Annotated in this window: 25 protein-coding genes; 13 read left to right on the top strand and 12 right to left on the bottom strand. The window is 54.9% G+C overall.

Annotated features, from left to right (window positions below):
* Positions 1 to 221 precede the first annotated feature (221 nt).
* Positions 222 to 938: a two-component system response regulator RstA gene (rstA, locus tag FE839_RS03015; RefSeq protein WP_138358989.1), complete on the bottom strand. Its 717-nt coding sequence runs from the start codon at positions 936 to 938 to the stop codon at positions 222 to 224.
* A 311-nt stretch (positions 939 to 1,249) separates the two neighbouring features.
* The gene (locus tag FE839_RS03010) at positions 1,250 to 1,618 is read right to left on the bottom strand and encodes a YkgJ family cysteine cluster protein (protein WP_138359029.1); all 369 of its coding nucleotides are present in this window, start codon (positions 1,616 to 1,618) and stop codon (positions 1,250 to 1,252) included.
* Here FE839_RS03010 and FE839_RS24630 point away from each other — a divergent pair.
* Positions 1,591 to 1,866 carry a hypothetical protein gene (locus FE839_RS24630; RefSeq protein WP_171034806.1) on the top strand — a complete coding sequence of 92 codons (276 nt, stop codon included), beginning with the start codon at positions 1,591 to 1,593 and terminating at the stop codon, positions 1,864 to 1,866. The two genes, FE839_RS03010 and FE839_RS24630, sit on opposite strands and share 28 nt — an antisense overlap.
* Positions 1,867 to 1,934: 68 nt before the next feature.
* Entirely contained in the window at positions 1,935 to 2,270 is a 336-nt protein-coding gene (locus tag FE839_RS03005) for a GlpM family protein (RefSeq protein ID WP_138358987.1), read from the top strand.
* On the opposite strand, the gene folM is transcribed toward FE839_RS03005, so the two are convergent.
* The 3 genes from folM to ydgH form a co-directional block, all read right to left on the bottom strand.
* Entirely contained in the window at positions 2,267 to 2,992 is a 726-nt protein-coding gene (gene folM, locus FE839_RS03000; RefSeq protein WP_138358985.1) for a dihydromonapterin reductase, read from the bottom strand. The genes FE839_RS03005 and folM overlap by 4 nt on opposite strands.
* A 36-nt stretch (positions 2,993 to 3,028) precedes the next feature.
* A complete protein-coding gene (locus FE839_RS02995; RefSeq protein WP_138358983.1) occupies positions 3,029 to 4,411 on the bottom strand; it encodes an amino acid permease in 1,383 nt (460 codons plus the stop codon).
* 297 nt (positions 4,412 to 4,708) lie between these two features.
* Positions 4,709 to 5,659: a DUF1471 family protein YdgH gene (gene ydgH / locus FE839_RS02990; protein ID WP_138358981.1), complete on the bottom strand. Its 951-nt coding sequence runs from the start codon at positions 5,657 to 5,659 to the stop codon at positions 4,709 to 4,711.
* 522 nt (positions 5,660 to 6,181) lie between these two features.
* Here ydgH and pntA point away from each other — a divergent pair.
* The 3 genes from pntA to FE839_RS02970 all read left to right on the top strand — a co-directional run bounded on the left by pntA (position 6,182) and on the right by FE839_RS02970 (position 9,443).
* Positions 6,182 to 7,711, top strand: a complete 1,530-nt coding sequence (gene pntA, locus FE839_RS02980; RefSeq protein WP_138358977.1) for a Re/Si-specific NAD(P)(+) transhydrogenase subunit alpha — start codon at positions 6,182 to 6,184, stop codon at positions 7,709 to 7,711.
* 10 nt (positions 7,712 to 7,721) lie between these two features.
* Positions 7,722 to 9,110: a Re/Si-specific NAD(P)(+) transhydrogenase subunit beta gene (gene pntB / locus FE839_RS02975; protein WP_138358975.1), complete on the top strand. Its 1,389-nt coding sequence runs from the start codon at positions 7,722 to 7,724 to the stop codon at positions 9,108 to 9,110.
* A gap of 144 nt (positions 9,111 to 9,254) precedes the next feature.
* A complete protein-coding gene (locus FE839_RS02970) occupies positions 9,255 to 9,443 on the top strand; it encodes a YdiH family protein (protein WP_138358973.1) in 189 nt (62 codons plus the stop codon).
* 335 nt (positions 9,444 to 9,778) lie between these two features.
* Here FE839_RS02970 and uspE read toward each other — a convergent pair whose 3' ends face one another.
* The 6 genes from uspE to FE839_RS02940 all read right to left on the bottom strand — a co-directional run bounded on the left by uspE (position 9,779) and on the right by FE839_RS02940 (position 16,922).
* The gene (gene uspE / locus FE839_RS02965) at positions 9,779 to 10,729 is read right to left on the bottom strand and encodes a universal stress protein UspE (protein ID WP_138358971.1); all 951 of its coding nucleotides are present in this window, start codon (positions 10,727 to 10,729) and stop codon (positions 9,779 to 9,781) included.
* A 137-nt stretch (positions 10,730 to 10,866) separates the two neighbouring features.
* Entirely contained in the window at positions 10,867 to 11,619 is a 753-nt protein-coding gene (gene fnr / locus FE839_RS02960) for a fumarate/nitrate reduction transcriptional regulator Fnr (protein ID WP_004102577.1), read from the bottom strand.
* A 194-nt stretch (positions 11,620 to 11,813) separates the two neighbouring features.
* On the bottom strand, positions 11,814 to 12,329 hold the full coding sequence (ogt, locus tag FE839_RS02955) for a methylated-DNA--[protein]-cysteine S-methyltransferase (protein ID WP_138358969.1): 516 nt from the start codon (positions 12,327 to 12,329) through the stop codon (positions 11,814 to 11,816).
* Positions 12,330 to 12,508: 179 nt separating this feature from the next.
* Positions 12,509 to 14,035 carry a p-aminobenzoyl-glutamate transporter gene (gene abgT, locus FE839_RS02950; RefSeq protein ID WP_138358967.1) on the bottom strand — a complete coding sequence of 509 codons (1,527 nt, stop codon included), beginning with the start codon at positions 14,033 to 14,035 and terminating at the stop codon, positions 12,509 to 12,511.
* A 131-nt stretch (positions 14,036 to 14,166) separates the two neighbouring features.
* Positions 14,167 to 15,612: a M20 family metallopeptidase gene (locus tag FE839_RS02945; protein ID WP_138358965.1), complete on the bottom strand. Its 1,446-nt coding sequence runs from the start codon at positions 15,610 to 15,612 to the stop codon at positions 14,167 to 14,169.
* Complete coding sequence (locus tag FE839_RS02940) at positions 15,612 to 16,922, bottom strand: M20 family metallo-hydrolase (RefSeq protein WP_138358963.1); 1,311 nt, start codon at positions 16,920 to 16,922, stop codon at positions 15,612 to 15,614. Before FE839_RS02940 ends, FE839_RS02945 begins: the two co-directional genes overlap by 1 nt.
* A gap of 165 nt (positions 16,923 to 17,087) precedes the next feature.
* Between FE839_RS02940 and FE839_RS02935 the strand changes: the two genes are divergently transcribed.
* Complete coding sequence (locus tag FE839_RS02935) at positions 17,088 to 17,996, top strand: LysR family transcriptional regulator (protein ID WP_138358961.1); 909 nt, start codon at positions 17,088 to 17,090, stop codon at positions 17,994 to 17,996.
* Positions 17,997 to 18,103: 107 nt separating this feature from the next.
* Positions 18,104 to 18,667, top strand: coding sequence for a DNA endonuclease SmrA (gene smrA, locus FE839_RS02930; RefSeq protein WP_138358959.1), 564 nt, complete (start codon positions 18,104 to 18,106; stop codon positions 18,665 to 18,667).
* Here the strand turns inward: smrA and FE839_RS02925 are convergent.
* The gene (locus FE839_RS02925) at positions 18,664 to 19,470 is read right to left on the bottom strand and encodes an IclR family transcriptional regulator domain-containing protein (protein ID WP_138358957.1); all 807 of its coding nucleotides are present in this window, start codon (positions 19,468 to 19,470) and stop codon (positions 18,664 to 18,666) included. The genes smrA and FE839_RS02925 overlap by 4 nt on opposite strands.
* A gap of 167 nt (positions 19,471 to 19,637) precedes the next feature.
* Between FE839_RS02925 and FE839_RS02920 the strand changes: the two genes are divergently transcribed.
* The 6 genes from FE839_RS02920 to pcaC are packed head-to-tail and all read left to right on the top strand — an operon-like array spanning position 19,638 to position 24,693.
* Positions 19,638 to 20,324, top strand: coding sequence for a 3-oxoacid CoA-transferase subunit A (locus FE839_RS02920; RefSeq protein ID WP_138358955.1), 687 nt, complete (start codon positions 19,638 to 19,640; stop codon positions 20,322 to 20,324).
* A gap of 10 nt (positions 20,325 to 20,334) precedes the next feature.
* Entirely contained in the window at positions 20,335 to 20,991 is a 657-nt protein-coding gene (locus FE839_RS02915) for a 3-oxoacid CoA-transferase subunit B (RefSeq protein ID WP_138358953.1), read from the top strand.
* A 10-nt stretch (positions 20,992 to 21,001) separates the two neighbouring features.
* Entirely contained in the window at positions 21,002 to 22,204 is a 1,203-nt protein-coding gene (gene pcaF, locus FE839_RS02910; RefSeq protein ID WP_138358951.1) for a 3-oxoadipyl-CoA thiolase, read from the top strand.
* Between the two features lie 9 nt (positions 22,205 to 22,213).
* The gene (locus FE839_RS02905; RefSeq protein WP_138358949.1) at positions 22,214 to 23,566 is read left to right on the top strand and encodes a 3-carboxy-cis,cis-muconate cycloisomerase; all 1,353 of its coding nucleotides are present in this window, start codon (positions 22,214 to 22,216) and stop codon (positions 23,564 to 23,566) included.
* Positions 23,556 to 24,323 (top strand): 3-oxoadipate enol-lactonase, encoded by a 768-nt coding sequence (gene pcaD / locus FE839_RS02900; protein WP_138358947.1) that lies wholly within the window; start codon positions 23,556 to 23,558, stop codon positions 24,321 to 24,323. The genes FE839_RS02905 and pcaD overlap by 11 nt, the downstream gene beginning before the upstream one ends.
* A complete protein-coding gene (pcaC, locus tag FE839_RS02895) occupies positions 24,313 to 24,693 on the top strand; it encodes a 4-carboxymuconolactone decarboxylase (protein ID WP_138358945.1) in 381 nt (126 codons plus the stop codon). Before pcaD ends, pcaC begins: the two co-directional genes overlap by 11 nt.
* The last annotated feature ends 36 nt before the right edge of the window (positions 24,694 to 24,729 follow it).

Raw genomic sequence — 24,729 nt, 5'->3', positions numbered from 1 at the left:
GTACGGGTCAACATGACGCCAGCGGCTGCGCAAAATGGGGCGAAATTCGCAAGCATTTCCAGGGACGGGGTACAATCATTGGCATGAAAAAGACCGTACCCGTCGGTTGCTAAATTGAATATAACGTATTGAAATAAAATGATTAATTTTAATCAGGCGAGTTGAAAATTCTCCACGCACTAAAACAGCCCGGGCAGTTTCTCCACAACCTGATCCGTGAATTAGTTATCCCAGGCGTGCGGGGCAAACAGGTAGCCTTTATTGCGTACCGTCTTAATACGATAGGGTTCAGTTGCATTATCAAGAAGTTTTTTGCGTAAACGCGAAATGGCAACATCGACGCTGCGGTCCATGCCATCGTAACTGACGCCGCGCAGATTCTTCAGCAGGGCGTCCCGGTCCATAATTTGCCCGGCGTGTGTGGCCAGTTCCCACAACAGATCGAAGTCCGCTGTAGAGAGTGACACGCCGTCGCCGCTTAGCGTCACCTGTCGATTGACCGGATCAATGGTCAGGGAGCCAAAGCTAATGGATTTATGGGGGGTAAGCGAAGAGGGCGCCCCGGCGCCCGGCGCGGCGATATGCTGACGAAGATGCAGGCGCAGGCGGGCCAATAGCACGGCCGGCGGCGTGGTTTTCAGAATATAATCGCTGGCGCCCATTTCGAGCGATAAAATATGGTTCATATCGCTGTCCAGGGAGGTGAGCAGTACAATGGGGCCCAGCCACTGGCCGCGCAAATCCCGGCACAGCGTCATGCCGTCTTTACCCGGCAGCATGATATCCAGTAACACCAGATCCGGCTGTTCGCGGGCGATAACCTCTTCCGCCTGGTCGCCTCGTGGTTCAACAACCACGTCCATATCATGCTTTCCCAGATAAGCGGCGATCAGCGCGCCCACCTCCGGATCATCCTCAACAAAAACGATCTTATTCATATTTTATGCGTTGCACTTTTTATTAACGAATTGAATTTATTGTGTCAGGTCACTTTCACTCGCGTCCGGAGACGTGGGCCCAGTTACGGGCACAGGACGTTGACCTGTGAATGGCTGTTTGCTGCCAGCCACGCGCCATAAACATTGTAAACCATCTGTGCATTCATGCGACTTATCGGGTTCGTCATGAAGCGAGCCTCCGGATGATGAATGAAAAGCAAGGCCGTATCTGAAAGCAAACATGACGCCCGACAAATCAATGACATCCTCAACAGATATAAATGATGCGCCGCCCTGAAAAAGAGAATGGATCATTGTTTGTCGGCTACGGTATGCGCCACGGGCAAAGGGAGTAGAGGCGGCAAACCGTATTTTGCCCGCGCGCGATTGCAGGCCTCATTGACCTTTCCGTCCTCGCCGGACATGGCAAACTCGCGGCATGTGGAAGAGCGGTCTTCGTAAATCGTGCAGCATGCTGATTGCCCCGGAGTACCGGCAAGCGCAACGCAGCGGGGATGCTTCTGGTTGGTTCCGACCATACATCGGTGGTATGGCGAAATTTGTTCAGTAAGCTCAACGGGAACCGTGCCGCCTGCGTCACAGCCCTCAGCCCAGTAAAAAGAGACACGAAAAAACGCACAACAGGCTCCGCATGTCATACATGGATTCAGGTCGCTCACAGTTTCACCAGCTACAGAAAAAGGGTTTTGTGGAAACCGCAGCCAGATTGTATGCAGAAACGACTGCGGTGGATACCAGAATGCGGGAATTAACATACACCGCCTTTAATTTGCCTGCCATTATTCTTTTATACCCTAAATTATTCGAGTTGCAGGAAGGCGGCGACGCAGTGAATCCCCGGGAGCGTACTCCAGTACGTGACTGGGGTGAACGAGGAAAGCCAACGCACATGCAACTTGAAGTATGACGGGTATATAAACAAATGTTCTTCCGTTATGCTGTGAATACTTGTTAGTTAATGGTGAAGGAAAAGGAATGGGGCTGTTGATTAAAGCGTTGCTCGGGGCTCTGGTCGTTGTCCTGATTGGCGTACTGTCCAAAACAAAAAATTACTATATCGCCGGGTTGATTCCATTATTTCCTACCTTTGCGCTGATAGCGCACTATATCGTCGCCAGCGAGCGGGGTATTGAAGCGCTGCGTACCACAATCGTATTCGGTATGTGGTCGATAATACCGTATTTTATCTATTTGTTTTCACTGTGGTATTTTACCGGGATTATGCGCCTGCCGTTTGCTCTGGCAGGCGCAGTCGGGTGCTGGAGTTTGTGCGCGTGGCTGTTAATTATTGGCTGGAGTCGCTTTCATTAACGCAGGTGGCGGCCACCGTCAATGGCGAATGAACGACCAGTAACATAGCAACTGTCGAGCAGGTATTCGATCAGGTCGATGATCTCTTTTTCACCTGGCGCAATCTTCATCAGCGATTTATCAAGCGCCTGTTTACGGTAATCCGCATCATCGCCTTCATTAAATAAAATCAGCGATGGGGCAATGGCGTTAACTTTAATTTCCGGCGCCAGCTTGCGGGCAAACGAGCGGCCCATATTATCCAGCGCCGCTTTACTGGCCGCGTAAGCAATATGTTTGTCGCTGCCGCGCTCCACGACGTAGTCGGTAATGTGGATTATATCGCTGGCGGCATGACCGTGACCGCGCAACAGGCTCTCCAGCGAGTGATTAAGCAGATAGGGGGCGTTGACATGAATTTGCATCATGCTGGAGAGCACGGTGGTTAATGGCGTTCCGGGTTTTTCCGCCATCCAGCCGCTGGCGTTATGAATAATGGCTCGCAAACCGCCGCGAGCATGCGCTTTCACCTCTTCAGCAAACGCCAGAATGCTGTCATCATCACTGAAATCCCCGTGCAGGCAAACGGCTCCCGCATCGCGCAGCTCATCAATGGCTGGATAGTACGTGCGGTAGCTGATGATAACAGGGTGTTGCTGAGCCAGAAAATGGCGAGCCAGAGCGAGGCCGATGCGACGGCCTCCGCCGGTAATCAGGATCGGGCGAGGCTGGATGTCAGCCATGGATATCTCCTTCGAATTCAGCGGCAGGGTAACCGCTTACCCCACCAGCATCCACGTGGCTGGTAGGGCGGCAACCAGTAAAAAAATAATGAGTGCCAGATCACGGCGTTTTAGCGAACGCTCGTACTGGTGAGTACGACGGGCGTACAGGAAAACCAGTAGACCCGGAGCGTAAAGTATCACCGACAAAAGCAAATGCACAGGGCCAGATGCATATAATAACCATACGCCATAAATACCGGCCCCAACGCCTACCGCCTTATGTAGCGGGCGTTCGGCAATCTTCAGCAGAAAGGCGCCGACAAGGAAATAAGGCACCAGAATCATCTCGGAGGCGATGGTAAGCAGCGTGTTATAATCGGCGCCGGTTAGCCAGATCAACACCAAACAAACCTGCACGCTGATGTTGGTCAGCCAGAGTGAAGCTGATGGCGCGTTATTTTTATTGTGGCTGGCGAAGAGGCGCGGGAAAGCTTTATGCGTCGCCGCCAGATAAGGGACCTCCGCCGCCATAATCGTCCAGCTCAGATAAGCGCCGCAGACGGAGATAATCAACCCGGCAGCGATAACAATTTCCCCCCAGCGTCCCATCATGTTGACCATCAATCCAGCCATCGACGGGTTGCGGATTTCCGCCAGTTCACTGCGAGGCATGACGCCCAGCGAGAGCAGGGTCACCAGCAGATAGACCGTCAATGCCGACAGCACCGCCAGCAGCGTCGCGCGGCCTACGTCCCGTTTATTCCGGGCCCGTGCGGAAACGACGACCGCGCCTTCGACGCCGATAAAAACCCACAGGGTGATCAACATGGTATTTTTCACCTGTTCCCACACCGGTACGCCCAGCGCCAGTCCGCTAAAATCCAGACGGAATGTCTCTGTGCGAAAGGCGATAGCAGCTAATACGACAAACGCGCCAAGAGGTAGTAGCTTGGCAAGGGTCGCCGCCAGGTTGATACTTGCCGCAGTTTGTACGCCGCGCAAAATCAGAAAGTGCACGATCCACAGCAACACCGATGCTCCGACGATTGACTGCCAGGTGTTACCTTCGCCAAACAGGCGCAGTTCCGGGGTATCGGTAAAGAAACTTAGCGCGGAGAAAACGATAACCAGATAGGAGACATTGGCGATAACCGCACACAGCCAGTAACCCCAGGCGGAACAGAAGCCAATCAGTTCGCCAAAGCCTTCCCGGGCATAGGTAAAAATGCCGCCGTCGAGTTCGGGACGAATGCGCGTAAGCAGCAGCATGGCAAAGGCGAGGAACAGAATCCCCAGGCCGGTGATGCTCCAGCCGATAAGCAACGCCGACGGACTGGCTACGGCGGCCATGTTTTGCGGCAAACTGAATACACCAGCACCCAGCATTGAACTAAGTACCAATGCGGTCAGGGCACTCAGGCCCAGTTTCTTTTCCATTGTCTTCCTGAAATGCTGAATTGCAGACTCAGCGTCTGGCCCATCTGGGCGGGTTCACTTACCGTTTTGGCCCAGGGCAGCGATAAGAATATTTATTTTGCAAAATCGCATAAAAATGGATGATTTCGCTGAGGTGCGGGATTTTACGAAGTGTTTTGTACGCATGCAATGGAGGAAGCGAAAAAAAGCGAAGCAGTGGCATTTACCGGCATCGTGCAGAAGTGTCTACCGTGGGGTGTGAACGAAAAATAAGGCGCTTTCGGTTATGTGAAGGCGCCTTATGCAGCCTAATAAGGTTTATTTGTACAGATCGGCGCTGATGGTGATGTTGCCGCCGCGCTCCTGCCACTGACGGGTAATGTGATAATATTTCGCGCCTTTTTTAGCGGCGCGTTTCGCCGTCTGGTAGGAGATTTCCGTCATATTGCCGTAGTTGCCGGTGAACTTGATACTGTCGAAAGGAATCATCTGCGCAGCAGTGATTTTGTTCACTTCTTCGATTTTGGTGCCATCCGGAAGCGTGACAGTGTAACGCCCACCTTTGGAAGACTGGGTTTCAAAAAAGCGACCGACGCCAGTACCCGCGCCGACGGATGCTGACGTGGCGACTCCGGGGATTTCCACTTTTTTCGCTGCTGCACCACCTTCGGCCAGCGCGGCGCGCCCGGCCTGGGAATCAGCGGGGATAGCATCCGGGCTTTGCAGGACACGTTTTTTGGCATCAGCTTTATAAATATAGGCGGTGATACGCTGGTTGCCGCCGTCGTTTGCATCAATCTGGCGCACAATAAAGAAAGAGGCCGCGCCTTTGGCTTTAGCCGCTTTGGAGATGGCGTCGTTGACTTCTGGCTGGCTGCGGTAGAAGCCCTGAACGGTGACGGTATCGAAAGGCTCCAGTTCAACGGCCTGAACTTTCGGTAATTCCATTACGCCATTGATAATACGATTTTTCGGCGCGTCGGCCTGTGGGGCATTTTGTTTATAAAAATCGGCCGTTACGCGTAAGTTGCCGCCGCTGCCAAAATCAGACGTATCGACAACATAAAAGGACGCAGCGCCTTCTTTGTCTGCTTTACGGGAAACGGCCTGCACCGCGTTGCCGATGGAGTTAAAGCGGCCTGTGATTTCCACGCGCTGATAGGGCTTCAGCGCAGCCGCTTGCTCCGGCGTCAGCTCGATCGCCGCATGGGCAGATATCGCGGTCGTAGCCAGAAGGGCAGACGCCAGGAGTGAGTTCTTAAGCTTCATAAAAATAATCCTTTGCCTTGCGCAAACCATGTACTGGTGTTGTTGTTGACTGAAAACATTTGATTATTGCATTTATCGCGCGTGACTGTCTGCGTCAATTTTATGTCGCCGCCCGAAACGTACAAGGACGAAATATAACATTTCCCGATATGTTGAAAAAACAGCCGCTTGAGCAGCAAAATCGATAATCGATATGACTTTAATAAGTTAATGTAATGTTAATGCAATGATCTTGATGGCGATAAATGGTGAATTACCCCCTCAGCTAAGCGAATTATCAGGTACAGGAATAAAAATAAGGCAAATATTGCTGTCTGACACGGTTAGTCGTGCGTTTTGCCAATAAAATCAAAATTTCTGTTTTATCGCTGTAGATCACAATCGGTATTTTCAGTAGGTTATAAAAAGTTTGTTACTGTTTCATTTTTCAAACATATGTCGGAGGGAGCATGTCCTTTGCCCCTTCGACAGTTGGTTGTAAGAAAAGCAAACCATCATCAAAAACCGATGGAAGGGAAAACTATGCGTATTGGTGTACCAAGAGAGAAACTAGCCCTGGAGACCCGGGCCGCCGCCACGCCGAAGACGGTGGAGCAGTTGCTGAAACTCGGGTTTAGCGTCGTCGTTGAGAGCGGCGCCGGTAAACTGGCCAGTTTCGACGACGAAGCCTTTGTTCAGGCTGGCGCGGAAATCGTTAACGGCAATGATGTGTGGCAGTCAGACGTCATTCTGAAAGTTAACGCGCCTGAAGACGATGAAATCCAACTGCTTAATCCCGGCACGACGCTCATCAGTTTTATCTGGCCTGCGCAAAACTCGCAGCTGATGGAAAAACTGGCGGCGCGTAACATTAACGTGATGGCGATGGACTCGGTGCCGCGTATTTCTCGTGCTCAGTCGCTGGATGCGTTGAGTTCGATGGCCAACATCGCCGGTTATCGCGCAATTGTTGAAGCCGCGCATGAATTTGGTCGCTTCTTTACCGGGCAAATCACCGCGGCAGGGAAAGTCCCTCCTGCGAAGGTGATGGTTATCGGGGCCGGGGTTGCGGGTCTCGCGGCCATCGGCGCGGCGAATAGCCTCGGCGCGATCGTTCGTGCTTTTGACACCCGTCCGGAAGTCAAAGAGCAGGTGCAGAGTATGGGCGCCGAGTTCCTTGAACTGGACTTTAAAGAGGAAGCCGGCAGCGGTGACGGTTATGCCAAAGTGATGTCTGAAGCCTTTATCAAGGCGGAGATGGAGCTGTTCGCCGCGCAGGCGAAAGACGTCGATATTATCGTCACCACGGCGCTGATTCCGGGTAAACCGGCACCGAAGCTGATTACCCGAGAAATGGTCGACACCATGAAGTCCGGTAGCGTGGTTGTTGATCTGGCGTCGCAAAACGGCGGCAACTGCGAATACACCGTGGCGGGTCAGGTCGTCACCACCGACAATGGCGTGAAGATTATCGGTTATACCGATCTGCCGGGGCGCTTACCGACTCAATCATCTCAATTGTACGGGACCAACCTGGTTAACCTGCTTAAACTGCTGTGCAAAGAGAAAGACGGCAATATCGTGATCGATTTTGATGATGTCGTTATTCGGGGCGTTACCGTTATTCGCGAGGGTGAAATCACCTGGCCTGCACCACCGATTCAGGTGTCCGCTCAGCCGCAGGCGGCCGCGAAGAAAGTGGAAGCGCCGGTGGAAGAAGCAAAACCCGGTTCGCCGTGGCGTAAATATGCGCTGATGGCGCTGGCGATTATTCTGTTTGGCTGGCTGGCCAGCGTGGCGCCGAAAGAGTTCCTCGGCCACTTTACCGTTTTTGCGCTCGCCTGTGTGGTCGGTTACTACGTGGTGTGGAACGTTTCTCATGCATTGCACACGCCGCTGATGTCGGTAACTAATGCGATTTCCGGCATCATTGTGGTTGGTGCATTACTACAGATAGGTCATGGCGGCTGGGTTAGCGCCCTGAGCTTTATCGCGGTGCTGATCGCCAGCATTAATATTTTTGGTGGTTTCACCGTCACTCAGCGCATGCTGAAAATGTTCCGCAAAGGATAAGGGGTAACAAATGTCTGGTGGATTAGTTACAGCTGCATACATTGTTGCCGCGATTCTGTTTATTTTTAGCCTTGCAGGGCTTTCCAAACACGAGACCTCTCAGCAGGGTAATTACTTCGGGATCGCCGGGATGGCGATTGCGCTGGTGGCGACCATTTTGGGGCCGGACAGCAGCAACATCGCGTGGATTCTGTTGGCGATGGTGATCGGCGGCGCTATTGGTATTCGTCTGGCGAAGAAGGTTGAAATGACCGAAATGCCGGAGCTGGTGGCAATCCTGCACAGCTTCGTCGGTCTGGCGGCGGTGCTGGTGGGCTTTAACAGCTACTTGCAGCATGAAACGGGTATGGAACAGATTCTGGTCAATATTCATCTGACCGAAGTGTTCCTCGGTATCTTCATCGGCGCGGTCACTTTTACCGGTTCCGTTGTGGCGTTTGGTAAGCTGTGCGGCAAACTCTCCTCTAAGCCGCTGATGCTGCCGAACCGTCATAAGCTGAACCTGGCGGCGCTGGTCGTTTCCTTCCTGCTGCTGGTGGTGTTTGTGCGTACCGACAGTGTGGCGATGCAGGCAATTTGCCTGTTGGTGATGACCGTTATCGCGCTGGCGTTTGGCTGGCATCTGGTGGCCTCAATCGGCGGTGCGGATATGCCGGTCGTCGTTTCAATGCTGAACTCATACTCTGGCTGGGCCGCGGCGGCGGCAGGTTTTATGCTCAGCAACGACCTGCTGATCGTTACCGGTGCGCTGGTCGGTTCTTCCGGTGCAATTCTGTCATACATTATGTGTAAGGCGATGAACCGTTCGTTCATTAGCGTTATTGCCGGTGGTTTCGGCAGCGACGGTACGTCTTCATCGTCTGATGAAGAAGTAGGGGAGCATCGTGAAATCAGCGCAGAAGAAACTGCGGAGATGCTGAAAAACTCCCAGTCGGTGATCATCACGCCAGGCTATGGTATGGCGGTGGCCCAGGCGCAGTATCCGGTTGCCGATATCACGGAGAAATTACGCGCGCGTGGGATCAAGGTGCGTTTCGGTATTCACCCGGTTGCCGGGCGTTTGCCAGGCCATATGAACGTACTGCTGGCGGAAGCGAAAGTTCCGTACGATATCGTGCTGGAAATGGACGAAATTAACGACGATTTCGCTGATACCGACACCGTGCTGGTTATCGGCGCTAACGACACGGTCAACCCGGCTGCCCAAGACGATCCACACAGCCCGATCGCCGGCATGCCGGTTCTCGAAGTGTGGAAAGCGCAGAATGTGATTGTGTTTAAGCGTTCGATGAATACGGGCTATGCTGGTGTACAGAACCCGCTGTTCTTTAAAGAGAATACCCAGATGCTGTTTGGCGATGCCAAAGCCAGCGTCGATGCAATTCTGAAAGCGTTGTAAGACAACACGTTTAAAACCTTTGCTTCTTAAGCCGTCTCTTCTGAGACGGCTTTTTTATATGTGTGATGTCGTTATCATTTGCTCATAAAATAGCCAGTCAGGCGTGTTATAATAAATCAGTTTTTCATCCAACCAGAGGATATTATGGATACCGAGTTAACCCCCACGCAACTGGCCATCGAATTTCTGCGTCGTGACCCTGCTGCTTTGACCCCCGCGCAGTATCTGAAAAAGCTGAAAGTACTGGAACTTGAGTTCGCTGATTTAATGGCGCTCTCAGCCCTGGAGCTTAGAGAAGAGATCGATCACGCATGGCGGTTAGGTATCCACTAACGTTTTACGTTACCGATGTTTGTTGTGATGTCAGGGGCCGAAAGGCCCTTTATTTTTGCCTGCAATATAAAACGACTGGGCCTGAATGGTGCTGTATATAATTTTCACGACTCCTGTCGCCGCAGATTTATTGCTGGCCTACCGCGGGGGAGCATATCAGGAAGCCGGCGAGGGTGCAGGCGCGCATCCTGGGACAGGCGCTGGATCGGATAAAGCGACGTGAAGCGGTTCACGCCGCAAAACTATCAATTAACGCTCCCTTCAGGCCATAAGGCGCGGTTAAGTCATTGCGAATGGCTTAACCGCGCGGCGGAAGACACGAAGTAAACGCCGGGCTAATCATCTTCTTCGTCATCCAGCTCCACTGGCGTCTGGTACTGATCCGGCTTCAGCGCCAGCAGGTCGCAGCGCAGGTGGTCGATAACCTGTTCAGCAGTATTGCCGAGGAAGGCCGCCGACAGTCCTGTACGACCAATCGTCCCCAACACAACGATACCTGCCTGCAAATGCTCCGACAGATCGGGGATCACCTCTTCAGGTAAGCCTTTTTCAACGTGGGTACGGTTTTCATCAATGCCGAATTTCTGCCGTAACGCCTTCATTGCCAGCAGATGCTGGCCACGGATGGCATCGTTATATACGCTGGGGTCAAAATCAGGGAGTTCAATGGCGATGTTGATTGGCGTGACCGGATACGCGCTAACCAAATGCACTTCGGTATGATTAACCTGTTCCGCCAGTTCGATCGTCTCTCTTACCAGCTTTTCATTAAGCGCATCATGATAGTTCTCTTCGCTGGCAAGGTTGACCGCGACCAGCGCTTTACCCCCTTCCGGCCACGGCTGATCTTTGACCATCCATACCGGGCATGGGCATTTGCGCAGCAGATGCCAGTCGGTGGGCGTGAATATCACGGCTTCCAGTTTGTCGTGCTGATGCGCCATCTTCAGGACTAAATCATGCTTATCGCTGATGATTTCCTGAATAATGGCCTCGAAAGGACGGTTATGCCACACGACCTTAATATCAATGGGGACGCCGGACTCAATATAAAATTTGGCCTGTTCACGGATCCAGGCAGTACGCTGCCCGATGACGCCCTGGCGCATCGCTGTACGCTCGTCCGGAGACAGCAGGGTGGTCATTTCATAAGAAAAATCATAGATCGGCAAAAAGGCTTTGATGCGTCCACCAATCCGTTGGTGCAGATACACCGCACGCCGCAATGCAGGCTGATCGTCCTGATTGGGGTCGATGACTACCAGCATGTTTTGATACTTCGCCATACAGGGGCTCCTTACAACTGTCACCACAGTCTGTTATTAAAAGATAACCTATATGGATGGAATGAAACAGAGGATGAACCAGGTCAGATCAACAAATTAGAAAAAATTCGCGATCTGACCGGGAAACGGAAGGGTTATCAGGCGACGTTACGAGCCTGGCCAGCAAGTTGCGCCAGCAGGTCACTATTTTCGATGGTGATGTATTTCCCTTTCACCGCCAGCATGCCGCTTTTCTGGAAACGCCCCAGCAGGCGACTGATGGTTTCAACCGTCAGACCCAGATAGTTGCCAATATCGCCGCGGGTCATCGTGAGGCGGAATTCACGCGGGGAAAAGCCGCGCTGGGCGAAACGACGAGACAGGTTGTAGATAAAGGCCGCCAGACGCTCTTCTGCGTTCTTTTTGGAAAGCAGCAGAATCATATCCTGATCGCCTTTAATTTCGCCGCTCATGAGACGCATCATCTGCTGACGCAAATTGGGCATTTTGCCAGAAAGATCGTCCAGCGTTTCGAACGGAATTTCGCAGACCATTGAGGTTTCCAGCGCCTGGGCAAAGCTCGGATGATGACCGGTGCCGATGGCGTCAAAGCCAACCAGATCGCCTGCCAGATGGAAACCGGTGATTTGCTCATCGCCCTGTTCGGTGATGGTGTAGCTTTTAATGGTGCCAGAACGAATTGCATACAGCGATTTCAGCTCATCACCAGCTTTGAATAAGGTCTGTCCTTTCTGGATCGGCTTTTTTCGCTCAATGATGTTATCAAGCTGATCAAGCTCATGCTCGTTCAGAGTGAAAGGGATGCAAAGCTGGCTAATACTGCAATCCTGGCAATGGATTGCACAACCACCAGACTGAATGCGTCGTATAATTCGCTTTTCCGGGATCATAAGTCTGCTCAGGCTTTAATTGATATTAGTCAATTTTAACATCTTTTTGATGAGCAGGTAAGTCCAGAACGTCTCAAAGACGCAATATTAGGAGGGGAAATCAATGATTAATCCTAACAGCTTGTTTAAAAATGAGTTATCTGAGTAATTTTAATTGTAAAATTACCAAAAGATTCCAGAAAAAGCATTTATGCTCAAAGGAGCAAATAGCCCTCGTGGCGCAATAACCACTCTTTTCGCTGTACGCCGCCGGCGTATCCGGTCATTGTGCCATTACGCCCGATCACCCGATGGCAGGGCACCACAATACTAACAGGGTTCGCGCCATTAGCTGCGCCAACCGCACGCGCCGCGCCGGGACGCCCCAGGGCTTCAGCAAGCTGGCCGTAGTGCATCACCTGACCACAGGGGATTGTGCGCAGCGTGTTCCAGACGTCCCGTTGAAACGGCGTACCTGCCGTGGCGGTGGGGAGTGTGTCGATGACACGCAGATCCCCCGCGAAATAATCGGCGAGTTTGCTGCTTAACCCACCAGGATTCACGGCGGAAGTACGTCGATATCCCTCACTGCGATAGTGTAGATCCAGCAGTTGTGCCATGCGGTCGCTATGTTCTTCCCATTCCACGGCGCGTAAGTGGTACTGCTCATCACAAATCACCCACAGTGGCCCCAGCGGGGTGTCGATTTTGTCCTGCAACAGCGTCAGCATCGGTATTCCTTCATTGAGACTCTATTCGGCAATAGGCCACAATATCACGGCGTTATGTCGGCAAACTATACTGCTAAAAGGTTATTGAATAATAAATACAAACCGAAACGTGACGTAACTGAACCGTTAACGCAGTCCTTTGTTAAATATTCGGTGGCCGTCCCTGACCGATGATGACGTTAATGTAATCGTGGATAAATACCGGGGCCGATAGGCAGTCCCATCAGGTACCACCCCACCAGAAGCAGCAGCCAGACGGCTAAGAAAATCAGCGGATAGGGTAATACCAGCGAGTAGTAAGTGCCCAGTTTGGCATCAGGTCGGTAACGCTGCAAAAAACCGAGGAACAACGGTATAAAAGGCGATACTGGCGCGAGCGGTAACACTGACGAATCAGCAATGCGGAACAGGATCTGCGCAAATGCCGGGTGAAAGCCCAGCAGCATAAACATCGGCACGAAGATTGGCGCCAGAATTGACCAGATTGCCGAACCACTGGCGATGAACATACATAAAAATGCCGACAGCAATGCAAGACCGAGAAACGCCGGTATTCCGTTCATTCCGGTGCTCTGCAGAATGTCTGTTAAGCCGACAGCGATGAATTTGCCCATGTTACTCCAGTTGAACATGGCGACGAACTGGGCCAGCGGAAAGACCATGACGATAAACCCCGCCATCTCTTTCATCGGTTCAATCATTAACTGCGGCAGATCGGCCTGACGGCGAATTTTGCCCGTGGCGATACCGTAAGCTAATGACACGACAAAGAAGAAAAAGATAATCAGCGGTACGATGCTTTTTATAAATGGCGAGGGCATTACGGTGTGCGTGACAGGATCGCGCAGGATACCGTTTTCTGGTACTACCATCAGCGCGATAACCGCCACAAAGAGCAGTGCGGCAATGCCCGCGACACGCAAACCGAAATGTTGCTCTGCCGTTAACGTCTGCAGCGTTTCATCGCTTTTTCCATGCCACTTTCCCAGACGCGGCTCGATCAACTTATCAGTGACCAGTCCGCCGACCAGCGTCAGGACAATGACTGAGGTCGCCATAAAATACCAGTTATCGATAACGCTGACGTGTAGCGAGGCATCGAGCGTTTTTGCCGCTTCGGTACTGATGCCAGAGAGCAGGACGTCGGTGGTAACGATCAGTAAATTAGCGGTAAACCCGCAGCCGACGCCTGCGATCGCCGCCAGCAGACCCGCCACCGGATGGCGGCCCACGGCGAGAAACATCAGCGCGCCAAGCGGCGGCATAATCACCAGCGCCGCATCGGACGAGATATGGCTGAAAAAGGCGATAAACAGCACCATATAGCTGGCGTAGCGCGCGCTGACATGGGATGACATCTTCACCATCAGCGAGGGTAGCATACCCACGCGTTCGGCAAACCCGGCGCCGAGCACCAGCGCCAGAATCGCGCCCAGCGGTGCAAAGCCGCTGAAGTTTTTAATCACATTCGGCAAAAACCAGTGCAGACCTTCAACGCTGAGCAGATTCTTTACCATCACCCTCGAACCATCGGCAGGATTCTGCACGCCGACATCCAGCGCGGAAAGTATTGCGGTGGCGGTCATCAGCACCACAATCAGGTAAATAAAAAGCAAAAACGGATGCGGGACTTTATTCCCTATTTTTTCAACCCAGCCATACAGCTTACCGCTGGGTCCAGGCGAGGGTATGGATGACATACTCATGGACGTTCCTCAGTTATCGATGTTGTGTTAGTTGTGTTGCGGACCCAGGTTCTGTCGGCGGTTATTTTTGTTGGCGACTGCCGTCATGCCGTACAAAATCCAGTCGGGTTGTTGCTTGTTTTTTTATGTTGTTATTTTAAAACCGATGGTATGACGTCTTGTGGGATCGGGCACTGGTAGGGGGTGTCGACCAGTGCCTGAGCCAGCTCTTGCTGACTGCTTTCCAGTAACGGCTTATCGCTGAACAAACGGATCGCCGTTGCGCCCAGAACTTTACCGGCCAGCAGCATCCCTTTATGGGCGACAGAGGTTCTCCCCTGGCTAACCAGTTGCCAGGAATGCAACGGCGTACCGATGGCGAAGCAGGGACTAAAGCACTGGGCCACCGGCGCTTTCCAGCTGACATCGCCGACATCGGTCGAACCGGCAAGCACGTTATCCGTTGCAGCCCAGGGCGCGACTTCATCAATCAGCAGCGTATGGCGGTGACGGCGGGCAAAGGCTTTACCCTCTTCACCGCCGGTGTGCGCAATATTTGTCAGGCTGTTATTGATATCGCTGGCGCTGAGCGTGGCGCGGATTTTGCTGGCGAAGGCGCGTTCTTCATCACTCCACTGCGGCGTACCGTAATGGCTCAGCGCCTGATACATTGCGGCTTCCAGCGTACGGTTAGGCAGGTAACTGGAACAGGCTTTTTCAATGCGACAACTGACGTGAGTTTCAGTCATCAGGGCGGCCCCCTGAGCGATCTTTTCAATACGGGAGAAAATTTGCCGAACATCGGCCATTTCCGGCGCCCGGATTAAATACAGCACTTCAGCCTGCGCCTGCACAACGTTAGGCGATACCCCGCCGGTATCGGTGATGGCGTAATGCACCCGCGCTTTTTCGATAATGTGTTCGTTGAGAAAGTTGCTCCCCGTGGTCATCAGGGTTACAGCATCCAGCGCGCTGCGGCCAAGATGGGGTGAGTTTGCCGCATGTGCCGCCGTACCGGTGAAGCGCCACGCGGCTTGAATATTGGCGAGCGTGCTGGTGCTGAACATGCCAGCCCAGGCTTCCGGGTGCCAGGTCAGGGCGGCATCAATGTCGTCAAATAGCCCTTCCCGCACCATAAAGGTTTTCCCGGAGCCGCCTTCTTCACCTGGACAACCGTAGAAACGCAGGGTACCGCTGCCGCCCTGCTGTAGAAGCCAGTGTTTTGCCGCGACTGCGGCGGCGAACGCGGCGGTGCCCAGCAGGTTGTGTCCGCAGCCGTGGCCGTTCTCTCCCGGTGTGACGGAGAACGGCTCAGCATGATGAGCACGCTGACTGAGCCCGGCCAGCGCGTCATATTCCCCAAGCAGGGCGATCACCGGTCTCCCCTGACCGATGCTGGCGATAAAGGCGTTGGGGATGCCGCCGGCATTGCGGGTCAACTGGAAGCCTTCAGCTTCCAGCGCCGTGGCGAGCCGCCCGGCAGACCAGAACTCCTGGAATCGGGTTTCCGGATGATCCCAGATATCATCGGCGATCGCGCAAAAATCCGCGCGCCGCGCTTCAATTACCTCATCGACAAATGGATAGATTTTTTCCATCACACGCCTCGCTGCCAGGGAAAATTGAGCGCGACCCGCGCCAGCGTCTCGACCGCTATCGTCATGACGCTTTCGTCGAAATCAAATTTTTCATTGTGGTGACCGGCACTTAATTCGGTGCCGAAAATCATGTAGGAGGCAAGTCCACCGCGTTCCTGTACCCGGGCCATCATCAGCGTGGCGTCTTCAGATCCTGCCGGTGCGGCAATGCGATCGACGGCATGTTCAACGCCCGGCACCTGAGACGCCTGTTCACGCAGGTAGCGCACCCATGCCGGAGAAGGGGAACTGGCGGTCGCGGCGCCCATTAGCCGAAGTTCGTAGCGTGCGTCGTACATCGCCGCAGCACCGGCGATAACGCTTTGCGCGCGCGCAAATACATACTGATTAATGGCTTCTGTTTCGCCGCGGGTTTCAACTTTCAGCAATGCGGAAGACGGAACGATGTTACGCCCGGTACCGGCCTGCAGGACGCCGACGTTCACTCTGGAAGCGCCTGCGCTGTGGGGCGCAATGGCATGCAGACCCAGTGCGGCCTGTGCGGCGGCAAGAAGGGCGTTGCGACCCTCCTCCGGTTTACCGCCTGCATGGGCCGCCACGCCGCTAAACTGCACGTCGAATTTTGTGGTGGCCATAAAGTTATCCCCACCGCAGACCACGGTACCGGTGGGGACGCCAGTGCCAATATGAATGGCGGTGAAGTAGTCCACATCATCAAGTACGCCCGCGGCGACCATAGCGCGCGCGCCGCGGGTTCCTTCCTCTGCTGGCTGGAAAATCAGCTTGATCACACCGTTGAGCTGCGCCGCGTAGTGTTTCAGCACGCAGGCCAGCCCTAATCCAATGGCGGTATGGCCGTCATGACCGCAGGCGTGCATCATACCTGGGTTGCAGGAGGCAAAATTATCGCGATGCGGACGATGGTTATCGTCGTGTTGCTCGTTCAGATCGAGCGCATCCATATCGACACGAAATGCCAGCGTCGGGCCGGGACGCCCGGTATCGAGGGTCGCGACGACGCCAGCGAATCCGCCTTCAAACGCGGTCAGCCAGGGCTCGGGCGCCCCCTGTTCACGAGCGCGTTGCCAGGCCTGCGCCAGCGTCGTGTCATCGGGAAGCCCCATACGGCTTTCGGCATCAATGACATCGCGACCGAGCGCCAGTTGATAACCGTATTGGTCTACTCTCTCGGCGACCATGCTGGCGGTACGGAACTCCAGCCAGCCGGATTCGGCGTGCAGGTGAAAATCACGACGCCATTGCGTCATTTGCGGCGCCAACTGGCTGATGAATTCATGAAGTTGCGGCATAACCTTTCCTGTCATAATAAAAAAGTGTGACGGCGCTCAATTAGTGATAGTTTTCATTTATCACCGCCGTCTTTCTGGCGATTTCTCCATTAACCTGCCACAGCATGATGTATTACAGTAGATGTCATTTTCTTTTCTCTGATAAACATTGGTTATCATTCAGGCATGGCATTTCAGATCAAATTTCATCAAATTCGCGCCTTCGTGGCGGTCGCCCGCGTGGGAAGTATTCGTGCCGCCAGTCGGGCGCTGGAGATCTCGCAGCCAGCGCTGACCAAAGCGATTAAAGATCTGGAAGAGGGGCTTTCCGCACAGTTATTTGTGCGCCGTCGCCAGGGGGTGGCGCTGACTGAAAATGGCGAAAGTTTTTACCAGCATGCGAGTCTGATCCTTGAAGAGATGCGAGTGGCGCAGGAAGAGCTGTTGCAGCGGCAGGGGGAGCAGGCCGGGCAAATTAATATCGGCCTTGGCGCCAGCGTCGCGCGTTCGCTGATGCCATCGGTGATTTGCCGTTTTCATCAGCGCCATCCGCTGGTGAAAGTGCGGATCATGGAAGGGCAGTTGCTGGCGATGATCAATGAACTGCGTCAGGGTGAGCTTGATTTCACTATCAACACCTATTATCCCGGCCCTTACGATCATGAGTTCAGCTTTGAAAAACTGTTTGAGAAACCGTTTGCGGTATTTGCCCGCAGTGGGCATCCCGCAATCGGGGCGTCCTCACTGGCTGAACTGCTCGATCACCACTGGACGATGCCGACGCCGCGCGGCAGCTACTTTAAGCAACTGCAGGATCTGTTTAACCAGACGGGACAGATACCACAGGTTGATATCGTCTGCGAGACCTTCTCTTCATGTATTAGCCTGGTGGTGAAGAGCGATTTCCTCAGTATTTTGCCGCTGGAGTTAGGCAACGATCCGATGATGGCGGATAAGCTGGTCATGATCCCGATCCGCGAGGTATTGCCAAAGGCGACCTATTATCTCATCCAGCGACGGGATACACGACAAACGCCGTTAACGGCCTCGTTAATTACCCAGTTTCGACGTCAAAGCCGTCAGTTATTTCCCTGAGCGCCGCGACGGGTCTGTTTCTCAACCGTTGTCGCTAAACGGATTGTGAGCAAACGTCGTCGCGGCTATAGTAACTCCCGGTAGTCGCTGGAGCAGGAGGAACGCATATGAACCTTGACGACAAATCCTTATTTCTTGGCGCCATGGAGGACGTTCAGCCTCTGAAACGTAATAACGACGTTCACTGGTCTCCTGTGCGCAATCGTCGCACTGTGCAGCGAATTGATCCCCTGCAGCTCGATAATTTTCTGACCACCGGTTATCTCGACATTGTGCCGCTGGCGACCGCGCTGGAGTTTAAACGGGAAGGTCTGCAAAGCGGAGTGCTGGAGAAACTCCGGCGCGGCAAGTACAGCCAGCAGGCAAGCCTTAATCTGCTGCGCCAGCCGGTCGAAAAGTGTCGACAAATGCTGTTCGCTTTTGTGGTCCAGGCGCAAAAAGAAGGGTTGCGCAATCTGCTGATCGTTCACGGTAAAGGGCGCGAAGACAACGCCCATGCCAATATTATTCGCAGTTACCTCGCTCGTTGGCTGGTGGAACTCCCGGAAGTACAGGCGTTCTGCGCGGCATTGCCGCATCACGGCGGTAACGGCGCCTGTTATGTGGCGCTGCGGAAATCGGCCGAGGCAAAGCAAGAAAACTGGGAGCGTCACGCTAAACATAGCCGCTAACGCATCAGCAGGGTTAACTCCCGGGCGGCTTTCTGTAATTCGGGTAAGACCCGCTCCACCATCTCGTGCGCTGATACCTGCCCGGCATGCACGCCGACGTTCAGCGCCGCCTGGATTTGCCCCTGCGGGTTAAACAGCGGTACCGCCAGCGAACGCAGTCCCATCTCCAGTTCCTGATCGTTAAGCGCATAGCCCTGCTGATGAATGCGCTTAAGTTCCGCGCGCAGCTTTGCCACCGAATCGACGGTTTGCGGGGTATAGCGGATCATCGTTACCCGGCCCAGCATATCATTCAGCTTCTCCTCCGGCTGGTGGCTCAGCAGTACGCGCCCCATAGAGGTCGCCCAGGCGGGCAGACGGCTGCCGATGTCCAGATCGATGGTCATTATTCGTGAACTCGACGCGCGGGCAATATACAGAATATCGTCGCCATCAAGCGTGGCAATGGAGCAGGATTCATTGAGCATTTCGCTTAAATGTTTCAGCACCGGCTGTGCCGAACGCGCCAGCGGGGTTGATGCCAGCCAGGCGTGGCCGAGTGACAGAATGCGCGGACGTAGCTGAAAGTTTTTGCCATCTTCGGCATAGACAAACCCCAGTTTGCTCAGCGTGTACAGGCAGCGGCGCACCGCCGCGCGCGGGATACCGGTCTTTTGACTGATTTGTGAAATGGAGAGCAGCGGACGCTGCGGCGTAAACGCCTGGATCACTTCCAGCCCGCGCGCCAGCGACGCCATGAAGTTCGGATCGCCCTTAAACGGTTCGCTATCGCCCGTCAGTAAATCGCCTGGATGTTTCGCCATTTTCGTCTCCGTATTTGCCGCCGATCACATTCTTTCGCTAAAGATACACGATGTTCGATTATCGCACCATATTTCGATTATCGCCCTTGACCGGCATCGTTAAGCGGGTCACATTTTGTGCGAACAACGAATAAAAGTGCGATTACCGCACATACAGGAGCGACCTGATGATTGATAAAAGCGTGTCGACATTATGTGATGCCATTGCCGGGATCCACGATGGCGCGACCATTATGATTGGTGGTTTTGGCCCTGCCGGTCAGCCGACATACCTGATAGATGCCCTGATTGAACAGGGAGCCCGCGACTTAACCATTATCAACAACAATGCGGGTAATGGCGAAGTCGGCCTTGCGGCGCTGCTGAAAGCCGGGCGGGTGCGCAAAATGATCTGCTCTTTCCCGCGTCAGGTCGACTCACAGATTTTTGACGACCTGTATCGTCGCGGCAAAGTGGCGCTGGAACTGGTCCCGCAGGGCAATCTCGCCGCGCGTATTCAGGCGGCAGGCGCGGGGCTTGGCGGGATATTTACCCCCACCGGTTACGGGACGCCGCTGGCTGAGGGCAAAGAAACCCGCCAGATCGATGGCCGTCATTACGTTCTCGAATATCCGATCAAAGCCGATTTCGCGTTAATTAAAGCCTATCAGGCAGACCGCTGGGGCAACCTGGTTTATCGCAAAGCGGCGCGTAACTTCGGCCCGATTATGGCCACTGCCGCCAGAACCACTATTGTCGAAGTTTCGCACCTGGTGGCCCTGGGCGATCTCGACCCGGAAAGCATCATCACGCCGGGTATTTTTGTCCAGCGCGTCTATTCCCTGGAAAACCTGAATGCCGCTAAAAGCGCCTGAGGAGCCCGTAATGCAAAAACTCACTCGCGATGAGATGGCCCAGCGTGTGGCCCGTGATATTCCTGAAGGCGCTTACGTCAATCTGGGGATCGGTTTACCGACCCGTATCGCCAACTATCTCCCGGCCGATAAGGAGATCTTCCTGCACAGTGAAAACGGCCTGCTGGGGATGGGGCCGGAACCGTTGCCGGGGGAAGAGGACCCGGATCTGATTAACGCCGGGAAAGAGTACGTGACGTTGCTTAAGGGCGGCTGCTATTTCCATCACGGCGACTCCTTCGCCATGATGCGCGGCGGTCATCTTGATATCTGCGTTCTTGGGGCCTACCAGGTTTCCGCCAGCGGCGATCTGGCGAACTGGAGCACCGGCGCGCCCGATGCGATACCCGCGGTCGGCGGCGCGATGGATCTGGCCATCGGCGCCCGTCAGGTGTTTGTGATGATGGATCATCTCACTCGCAACGGCGAATGTAAGCTGGTGGAGCACTGCACTTACCCGTTGACCGGCGTTCGCTGCGTAAGCCGTATCTATACCGATCTGGCGGTGATCGATATCAGCGAAAATGGCCCGGTGGTGCGGGAAATCTTTAACGGCCTCTCTTTTGAGGAACTGCAGCGTATCACCCCGGTGGCGCTGACCTTTGAACAACTGGCGGAAATCGCATAAGGAACCTAAGATGAATCAGGCGTTTATCTGTGATGCGGTACGTACGCCGTTCGGCCGTTTTGGCGGCACTCTGGCGACCGTACGCGCCGACGATCTCGCTGCGCTGCCGCTCAACGCGCTACTGGAACGCAACCCAGGCCTCGATCCGACACGTATTGATGATGTGATTTACGGTTGTGCTAACCAGGCCGGGGAAGATAACCGTAATGTCGCCCGCATGGCGTTGCTGCTGGCAGGGCTGCCGGATAGCGTGCCGGGCAGTACCGTGAACCGCCTGTGTGGTTCCAGTCTTGATGCGATCGGCATTGCTGCGCGGGCGATTAAAAGCGGTGAAACTCAACTGATGATCGCCGGCGGCGTCGAAAGCATGTCGCGTGCGCCCTTTGTGACGGGCAAAGCCGAAAGCGCTTTTAGCCGTACAATGCGGATGGAAGATACCACCATCGGCTGGCGCTTTATCAACCCGCAGATGAAAGCGCTGTATGGGGTGGATTCCATGCCGGAAACAGCGGAAAACGTGGCGGACGATTTTGCTATTTCGCGCGCGGACCAGGATGCCTTTGCGCTGCGTAGCCAGCAGCGTACGGCGGCGGCGCAGGAGGCCGGGCGTTTTGCCGACGAGCTAATCGCCGTTTCGGTTCCGCAGCGTAAGGGCGACGCGTTGCTTTTTACCCGCGATGAGCATCCGCGCAGCACTTCGGCGGAAGCGCTGGCGAAGCTACGTGGAGTCGTCCGCGCCGACGGCACGGTGACGGCGGGTAATGCGTCCGGGGTAAACGACGGCGCCTGTGCGCTGCTGTTAGCCAGCGAACAGGCGCTGGCGGCGAATGATTTACAACCGCTGGCGCGCGTAGTTGGCGTCGCGACGGCAGGGGTGGCGCCGCGTATTATGGGGTTTGGCCCGGCACCGGCGGTTCGCAAGGTACTGGCGCAAACCGGGCTGACCCTTGGTCAAATGGATGTCATTGAACTGAATGAAGCCTTTGCCGCTCAGGCGCTGGCGGTGATGCGCGATCTGGGGCTGCCCGATGATGCGGCGCAGGTGAACCCTAATGGTGGCGCAATTGCGCTCGGTCACCCGCTGGGGGCTTCAGGCGGCCGTCTGGCGATGACCGCGGCATATCAGCTACGTCGTACCGGCGGGCGCTATGCGCTGTGCACCATGTGTATCGGCGTCGGTCAGGGGATCGCGCTGATTATTGAACGCGTTTAAGGAGCCGGAATGAGTTTGTTGACCCCGATGATGCGCACCAGTCCGTTGACCGCCTGGTTCAGCGATGCGCAGCGGGTACAGGGAATGCTGGATTTTGAAGCCGCGCTTGCCCGCGCGCAGGCTGAGTGCGGGCTGGTGCCGCAGGCGGCGCTAAACCCTATTCTCGAAGCGTGTCGGCACCAGCAAATCGACTTTGAGGCGTTAGGGCAGGCTGCTGCCAGTGCGGGCAACCTTGCCATTCCGCTGGTAAAACAGCTTACCGCGCGGGTTAAGGCGCAGGATGACGCGGCGGCGCGTTATGTCCACTGGGGAGCCACCAGCCAGGATGTGATTGATAGCGGTTTTATTCTGCAACTGCGCGGTGCGCTGGCAGACACGGAGGCGTTATTACAGCGCCTGCTCGATGCTTTAGCCAGCCAGGCCGAACGTTATCGGGGCACGGTGATGCCCGGACGGACCTGGATGCAGCATGCGCTGCCGGTAACTTTTGGCCTCAAGCTGGCTGGGACCCTGGATGCGCTGCTACGCTGGCAAGTCCGTTTGCGTGAGATGCGCTCGCGGGTGCTGGTGCTGCAATTTGGCGGCGCCGCGGGAACGCTGGATTCCCTCAAGACGCAGGCGCCGCAGGTTGCCGTCGCGCTGGCGAAAGCACTTAACCTGCCGCTTCCCGATACGCCGTGGCACAGCCAGCGCGATCGGTTGTTAGAAGTGGGGGCGTGGTACGCTGGCGTTTGCGGCACTCTCGGTAAATTCGCCAATGACTTCTCCCTGCTGATGCAAACCGAAGTCGCGGAAGTGGCCGAACCGATTGCCGAAGGGCGCGGCGGATCGTCCACGATGCCGCATAAACGCAATCCTGTCTCCTGCGCGGCGATTTTGACCGCCGCCCAACGCACGCCGGGGCTGGTGGCGACACTGTACGCCGCTCAGATTCAGCAGCACGAACGGGCGCTTGGCGGCTGGCAGGCGGAGTGGGAAACACTGCCTGAACTGATTACTTTGGTCGGCGGCGCACTGGCGCAGAGCGACGCGCTGGTGCGCGATATGCAGGTGTATCCGCATAAAATGCGCGCCGACCTGGATATCACTCATGGTCTGATTATGGCGGAAGCGGTGACGCTGGCGCTGGCGGAATTTACTGGCAAAGCCGAAGCCCATCGCCGCATTGAAGCCCTGTGTCGTCAGGCGCTGGATCAATCGTACTCACTATTAAGCGTGCTGGAAAACGATCCGCTGGTCAGTGAGCACCTTACCCCCAGCCGTTTAACGCAACTGCTGGATCCGGCAACGGCAACCGGCAGCGCTGAACGCTTCGTGCGCCAGGTTGTGGCGCGCTATAAGGAGCAACGTAATGAATGTTGATTATCAGATTGACGGGCCGGAAGACGGGCCGGTCATCGTACTGTCTAACTCGTTGGGTACTACCCGGGCGATGTGGCAGCCGCAGCTCGACGCCCTGACCCGGCATTTCCGCGTCCTGCGCTACGACACCCATGGTCATGGTGAAACGCGGAAAAACGGCAAAGTGACGCTGGCGCAGCTTGGGGAAGATGTGATTGCGCTGCTCGATCATCTTAATATCGACAAAGCCTGGTTCTGCGGGATTTCGATGGGCGGATTGACCGGCCTGTGGCTGGGGCGCTTTGCGCCAGAGCGTTTTTACGGTCTGGCTGTTGCTAATACTGCGGCGCGGATCGGTGACCAGGCGGGCTGGCTGTCGCGTGCCCGGGCGGTTCGTCAGGAAGGCATGGATGTGGTAGCCGCAGGCGCGGCCGATCGCTGGTTTACCCGCCAGTTTCGCCAGCAAGCTCCGGACGTGGTGGAAGCCCTATGCCACCAGTTAACCCGCAGCGACGCTGAAGGTTACGCGGCCTGCTGTGAAGCGCTGGCTGCTGCCGATCTGCGCGGCGAGGTGGCGCAGATTCCTGTACCGGTATTGATTATTGCCGGTGAAAGTGACCCTGTCACTACTGTGGACGATGCGCATTTCCTGCAACAACAGATCCCTGTCGCTGAAATAACGGTACTGGCGGCGTCGCATTTATCCAACATTGAAGCGCCGGAGGCGTTCAGCGCCGCGCTGTTGTCTTTTATTCAGGGGGCGCGGGATGGACGATAAACAGCGTTATCAGCAGGGTATGTCGGTGCGGCGCAAGGTTCTCGGCGACAGCCATGTCGATAAAACTCTGCAAAAACTGACGCCGCTTAATGAAGAGTTTCAGGATTTTATCACCCGCTACGCCTGGGGAGAAACCTGGACCCGTCCAGGACTGGATCACCATACCCGTAGCATGATCACCATCGCCATGCTGATTGCCCTGAACCGCGAAGCTGAGCTGAAAATGCACCTGCGCGCGGCGTTTAATAACGGCGTCACGCGCGATGAGCTAAAAGAGCTGATTATGCACGCCGCGCTATACTGCGGCCTGCCTGCCGCTAATGCCACGATGCACCTGGCGCAGCAGGTTTTTGATGAGAGGGAAGGATAAATCCCCGGTAGTCTATTTCACCCCACCGGGGATCGC

Source organism: Klebsiella indica, assembly GCF_005860775.1.
Taxonomy (GTDB): Bacteria; Pseudomonadota; Gammaproteobacteria; order Enterobacterales; family Enterobacteriaceae; genus Klebsiella; species Klebsiella indica.
The sequence above is the reverse complement of the archived record's forward strand: the minus strand, read 5'-3'. Positions and strand labels throughout refer to the sequence as shown.

Coding starts and splice junctions, on each gene's coding strand:
- rstA (WP_138358989.1), bottom strand. CDS start 938: ATGAATAAGATCGTTTTTGTTGAGGATGATCCGGAGGTGGGCGCGCTG.
- FE839_RS24630 (WP_171034806.1), top strand. CDS start 1,591: ATGTCATACATGGATTCAGGTCGCTCACAGTTTCACCAGCTACAGAAA.
- FE839_RS03005 (WP_138358987.1), top strand. CDS start 1,935: ATGGGGCTGTTGATTAAAGCGTTGCTCGGGGCTCTGGTCGTTGTCCTG.
- folM (WP_138358985.1), bottom strand. CDS start 2,992: ATGGCTGACATCCAGCCTCGCCCGATCCTGATTACCGGCGGAGGCCGT.
- FE839_RS02995 (WP_138358983.1), bottom strand. CDS start 4,411: ATGGAAAAGAAACTGGGCCTGAGTGCCCTGACCGCATTGGTACTTAGT.
- ydgH (WP_138358981.1), bottom strand. CDS start 5,659: ATGAAGCTTAAGAACTCACTCCTGGCGTCTGCCCTTCTGGCTACGACC.
- pntA (WP_138358977.1), top strand. CDS start 6,182: ATGCGTATTGGTGTACCAAGAGAGAAACTAGCCCTGGAGACCCGGGCC.
- pntB (WP_138358975.1), top strand. CDS start 7,722: ATGTCTGGTGGATTAGTTACAGCTGCATACATTGTTGCCGCGATTCTG.
- FE839_RS02970 (WP_138358973.1), top strand. CDS start 9,255: ATGGATACCGAGTTAACCCCCACGCAACTGGCCATCGAATTTCTGCGT.
- uspE (WP_138358971.1), bottom strand. CDS start 10,729: ATGGCGAAGTATCAAAACATGCTGGTAGTCATCGACCCCAATCAGGAC.
- fnr (WP_004102577.1), bottom strand. CDS start 11,619: ATGATCCCGGAAAAGCGAATTATACGACGCATTCAGTCTGGTGGTTGT.
- ogt (WP_138358969.1), bottom strand. CDS start 12,329: ATGCTGACGCTGTTGCAGGACAAAATCGACACCCCGCTGGGGCCACTG.
- abgT (WP_138358967.1), bottom strand. CDS start 14,035: ATGAGTATGTCATCCATACCCTCGCCTGGACCCAGCGGTAAGCTGTAT.
- FE839_RS02945 (WP_138358965.1), bottom strand. CDS start 15,612: ATGGAAAAAATCTATCCATTTGTCGATGAGGTAATTGAAGCGCGGCGC.
- FE839_RS02940 (WP_138358963.1), bottom strand. CDS start 16,922: ATGCCGCAACTTCATGAATTCATCAGCCAGTTGGCGCCGCAAATGACG.
- FE839_RS02935 (WP_138358961.1), top strand. CDS start 17,088: ATGGCATTTCAGATCAAATTTCATCAAATTCGCGCCTTCGTGGCGGTC.
- smrA (WP_138358959.1), top strand. CDS start 18,104: ATGAACCTTGACGACAAATCCTTATTTCTTGGCGCCATGGAGGACGTT.
- FE839_RS02925 (WP_138358957.1), bottom strand. CDS start 19,470: ATGGCGAAACATCCAGGCGATTTACTGACGGGCGATAGCGAACCGTTT.
- FE839_RS02920 (WP_138358955.1), top strand. CDS start 19,638: ATGATTGATAAAAGCGTGTCGACATTATGTGATGCCATTGCCGGGATC.
- FE839_RS02915 (WP_138358953.1), top strand. CDS start 20,335: ATGCAAAAACTCACTCGCGATGAGATGGCCCAGCGTGTGGCCCGTGAT.
- pcaF (WP_138358951.1), top strand. CDS start 21,002: ATGAATCAGGCGTTTATCTGTGATGCGGTACGTACGCCGTTCGGCCGT.
- FE839_RS02905 (WP_138358949.1), top strand. CDS start 22,214: ATGAGTTTGTTGACCCCGATGATGCGCACCAGTCCGTTGACCGCCTGG.
- pcaD (WP_138358947.1), top strand. CDS start 23,556: ATGAATGTTGATTATCAGATTGACGGGCCGGAAGACGGGCCGGTCATC.
- pcaC (WP_138358945.1), top strand. CDS start 24,313: ATGGACGATAAACAGCGTTATCAGCAGGGTATGTCGGTGCGGCGCAAG.